The following is a 4,407-nucleotide window of genomic DNA, read 5'->3' on the forward strand; positions in this document are numbered from 1 at the left end:
ACCGAGAGGTCGACGCCCCTCGTGCATTCGCGAACGGAACCGGGGCCCTCAGCGTCCGAAGAGGGCGCGCACCTGGCGGCCGCGGCGGGCCAGTCCCCAGCCGGCGACCTTCGTGAACGCCTCCGAGATGATCGAGGAGCTCATCTTCGACTCCCCGAGTTCGCGTTCGACGAAGACGATCGGGACCTCGAGCACGCGGAAGCCGGCCTCGATCGTGCGATACGTCATGTCGATCTGGAAGCAGTAGCCCTGGGATTCGACCCCGGTCAGCTGCAGCGCCTCGAGGACCTCGCGGCGGTACGCGCGGAAGCCGGCAGTGGCGTCCCGGACCCCGAGGCCCATCATCGCGTCGACGTAGAGGTTGGCCCCTCGCGAGAGGAGGAAGCGGGACCGGGGCCAGTCGACGATCGCGCCGCCGCGCACCCAGCGGGAGCCGATGACGAGGTCGGCGGCACCGGCGAGTGCCGGAGCGATGAGCTGTCCGAGGTCGAGGGGCCGGTGCGACCCGTCGGCATCGAATTCGCAGATGATCTCGTAGTCGCGCTCGAGCGCCCACGTGAAGCCGGCGATGTAGGCCATGCCGAGACCGGCCTTCTCCGTGCGGTGGAGGACGTGGACGCGCTCATCGACGGCCGCCTGCGCAGCGGCCCACTCCCCCGTCCCGTCGGGAGAGCCGTCGTCGACGACGAGGACGTCGACCTCGGGCTGATGCTCGAACAGCCCCGCAAGGGTGACGGGAAGGGCGAGACGTTCGTTGTACGTCGGGATGACTACCAGAATCTTCGAAACCACGGCGTCAACCCTACGCCCACCCGGGAGCAAACAATGAGCCGACACCCCCGCCTTCGGACCACGCTGTGCGCGAACGGGACAACCGCGGCGCACAGTGAGTTATCTATTGACAGGAGTGTCGGCTCCATTCCACGACCGGTGGAACGTCAACGACGAATCTAATCGCTCGACCCGAGTCTGCAAAATGTCTGTGACCTGCGACTTTGATCAAATCCGCAGGTGAGAGCGAAGTGTCAAGGGGAAGAAAACTTTCCGCTTCTCGGCGTGTCGGATTGAAATCCGGCTCAGCTCACGCGTGTCGGCAGGGCGACGTCGGGAGCGAGCTCGGGCAGCCCGGGGGTGCCGGAGGCCGGATCCGTGCTCCACGCCGCCACCCGGGGGTCGGCGACCTGGACGACGAGGCGTTCGACCCGCCACCGCACGTAGTCGGCGGCGGCACCGGGACGGAGCACTCCGCCCTCGGGGTTGCCAGCGGCCCGGTGGGCGAACCGGGTGGCGGCGTTGAAGGCGGCGCGCGCGCCGACCCCGTCGCTGCCGATGACCGCGTCGCGCACGCTCACCCACGGCGATTCGTGGGCGAAGACGAAGGAGACCTGCGCTCCGGCGGAGAGCAGCGCGGCCAGGGGCTGGTCGCGGCTCGGGTCGAGGGTGAGTGCGACACCGGTCCGGCCGATGTCATCGACGAGGGACGCGGGCACCGTGAAGTCGAGGAGCAGACGGTACCCCCAGCGCTGCGCGTGGGCGGGGTCCGCGGCGAGTCGGGTGAGCACTGCGGTGAGCTCCTCAGCGTCGGCGACGACGAGGTAGAGGGAGGTCTCGGGCAGGGCCGTCAGTTCCGCCAGGGCCGCGGCGGGCAGCCACGCCCGGCTGCCGCCGGCCGCGAGCTCCGGGTAGCCGATGACCGTGAGGCCCTCGGGCGCGTCGGCCGCGAAGCGCGCAATGCCCGCCTCATCGCCGAGGGCGTGGACGTAGGCGATGCCCGCGTCATGGAGGGCGGCCGGACTCGGCGCCGCCTCGTCGAGGAGGAGGCCGGCATGGACGAACCCGGGCGTGAGGAAGTCACCGCCCAGGTCGATCGCCTCGGCGTCGAGGGCGAGTGCCGCCTCGTCCGAGCCGATGAAGTTCACGGTCCCGTCCGCGCTGCCGAGGGCAGTCGCGAAGGGATCGACGCTGCTGTAGACATCTCCGCCGTAGTACATGATCACAGCCGCCAGGCTACACCTGCCGCCGCGCACCGCGCGCATCGGGCGTCGCGGTGTCAGCGCCGTCGGGTATCGTCGGGGACTGTGAAGCCTTTGGTACTCGTCGACACGCCCGCGCTCTACTACCGCGCCTACTATTCGGTGCCGGATTCGATCGTCAACGACGAGGGCCAGCCGGTCAACGCCGTCCGCGGAGTCATCGACGCCATCGCCCAGATGATCCGCCGCTTCTCCTCGGCGCGGGTGATCGCGACGATGGACGCCGACTGGCGCCCGGAGTTCCGCACCCGGATCATGCCCGAGTACAAGGCGGCCCGGATCAAGGACGCCGAGGCCGGCACGGAGATCCCTCCCGAACTCGACGCCCAGCTGCCGATCATGCGTCGGGTGCTCGCGGCCGCCGGCATTCCCATCGCCGAGGTGGAAGGGACCGAGGCCGACGACGTCATCGCCACTCTCGCCGCGGAGTCGACGACCCCGGTCGTCATCGTCTCCCCCGACCGGGACCTGCTCGCCCTCCTCGACGCCGAGCGCGACATCAGCGTGCTGCGCCCGCGCAAGGGCGGCGAATGGGAGGCCATCGGCGCCGCCGACCTCCCGGCGCTCTACGGGGTCGCGACCGGCCTGCGCTACCGTGAGCTCGCCGCGCTGCGCGGCGACCCCTCCGACGGGCTGCCGGGCGCGCCGGGCATCGGGGAGAAGACCGCCGCCACCCTGCTGACGAGCTTCGGCTCGCTGTCCGGCATCATCTCCGCGGCCAAGGCAGGGGTCAAGGACGGGGGTCTGAGCCCGAAGCGGGCGACGACGATCGTCGACTCCGAGGAGACGCTGCTCAAGACCGTCGACGTGATGACGTGCCTGACCGACGTCGCCCACGGTCTCGATCTCACGGCGCTGCCCCACCCGGTCGACGCCGACGCCGTGACGGCGGCCGCGGCGGGACAGAACATCACCCGCTCCGTCGACAACCTGCTCGCGGCCCTGAGCGAAGCCGCCCGCGACGGCGCCGCCCCGGCGGCGGACACAGCGGCCGTGCCCGCGCCGGGGCCTGCCTCGAGTGCTGCCACCGCGCCGCCGTGGCCGCAGGCCCGCCTCATCGGCTTCGACCTCGAGACGACGGGGGTCGAACCGGCGACCGCGCGCATCGTCACCGCCGCGCTCGTCGAGGACCCCGACCGCGTCGAGATGTGGCTGGCCGATCCCGGCATCGAGATCCCCGAGTCCGCCCGCGCCGTCCACGGCATCACCACGGAGTACGCGCAGGCCAACGGCTCCCCCGCCGTCGAGGTCGTCACCGCCCTGTGCTCAGCGTTCGCCGGCTTCCGCGACGAGGGCGCCGTCGTCGTCGGACACAACATCGTCTACGACCTCAGCGTCCTCGACGCCGAGGTCCGGCGCCACCGCCCCGACCTCACGCTGAGCGAGCTGCTGCCGGCGATCGTCGACACCTTCGTCATCGACCGGCACGTCGACCGGTACCGCAAGGGCAAGCGCACCCTGACCGCGACCGCCGAGGCATGGCACGTCGCCCTCCTCGACGCCCACGACGCGGCCGCCGACGCGCGCGCCGCCCTGGACATCTCCCGAGCGATCGCTGACAGCTCGGTGGAGATCGCGGGACTGACCGGGCCGCAGATCATGGCCGCCCAGCGGGACTGGAAGCGCGCTCAGGCCGCGGATCTCCAGTCGTTCCTGCGCCGCAAGGGCAACGCCGAGGCGGTCGTCGACGGGTCATGGCCGATCGCCGTCGAGGATAGAATCGACTCTCGACCCCCGCAACAGACAGGACGATGACTTGGGACTCCTTTCCCGTTTGCTCAACCGCCCGGGCGCGCAGGCCGAGAAGGCCACCGGCTGGTTCGAGAAGGCCACCGCGGACATCGACGCCGCCGGCGCCGAATTCGCCGATCTCAGCGATGCCGAACTCACCGAGGCGGCCAGTGAGGTCTTCGCCAGCGGCGGAGCCAAGGACACGCTCATCCGATACGCCGCACTCGCCCGCGAAGCCGCCGAACGCACCCTCGGCGAACGCGCCTACGACACGCAGCTGACCGGTCTCGTCGGTCTCCTCCAGGGCCACATCGTCCAGATGGCCACCGGTGAGGGCAAGACCCTCGTCGGCGCCCTCGCTGCCGCCGGGTACGCGCTCCAGGGCCGCCGGGTCCACGTCGTCAGCGTCAACGACTACCTCGCGGTGCGCGACCGCAGCTGGATGCAGCCGGTCTTCGACCTCCTCGGCGTGACCTCCGCGGCGATCTCCGCTGCCCAGGACGACGCCGAGCGCCGCGCCGCCTACCGTGCCGAGGTGCTCTACGCCTCGGTCACCGAGGTCGGCTTCGACGTGTTGCGCGACCGCTTCGTCCTCGACGATGACGACATCAGGGTCGCCGAACGCGACGTCGTCATCGTCGAC

4 protein-coding genes are annotated in these 4,407 nt (G+C 70.8%); 2 read left to right on the forward strand and 2 right to left on the reverse strand.

Annotation, left to right across the window (positions count from 1 at the left end):
* Nucleotides 1-48: 48 nt before the first annotated feature.
* Nucleotides 49-792: a polyprenol monophosphomannose synthase gene (locus tag ABD154_RS05030; RefSeq protein WP_198498776.1), complete on the reverse strand. Its 744-nt coding sequence runs from the start codon at nucleotides 790-792 to the stop codon at nucleotides 49-51.
* A gap of 284 nt (nucleotides 793-1,076) precedes the next feature.
* On the reverse strand, nucleotides 1,077-1,991 hold the full coding sequence (locus ABD154_RS05035; protein WP_198500968.1) for a metal-dependent hydrolase: 915 nt from the start codon (nucleotides 1,989-1,991) through the stop codon (nucleotides 1,077-1,079).
* An 87-nt stretch (nucleotides 1,992-2,078) separates the two neighbouring features.
* Between ABD154_RS05035 and ABD154_RS05040 the strand changes: the two genes are divergently transcribed.
* Together ABD154_RS05040 and ABD154_RS05045 are read left to right on the forward strand one after the other, a co-directional pair.
* Entirely contained in the window at nucleotides 2,079-3,788 is a 1,710-nt protein-coding gene (locus tag ABD154_RS05040) for a 5'-3' exonuclease H3TH domain-containing protein (protein WP_232623595.1), read from the forward strand.
* A 1-nt stretch (nucleotide 3,789) separates the two neighbouring features.
* Nucleotides 3,790-4,407: DEAD/DEAH box helicase family protein (locus ABD154_RS05045; RefSeq protein ID WP_486303273.1), on the forward strand; the 618-nt coding region annotated here is incomplete at its 3' end.

Origin of the sequence: Brevibacterium sanguinis (assembly GCF_039528855.1) — a bacterium.
In the GTDB taxonomy this organism is placed as follows: Bacteria; Actinomycetota; Actinomycetes; order Actinomycetales; family Brevibacteriaceae; genus Brevibacterium; species Brevibacterium sanguinis.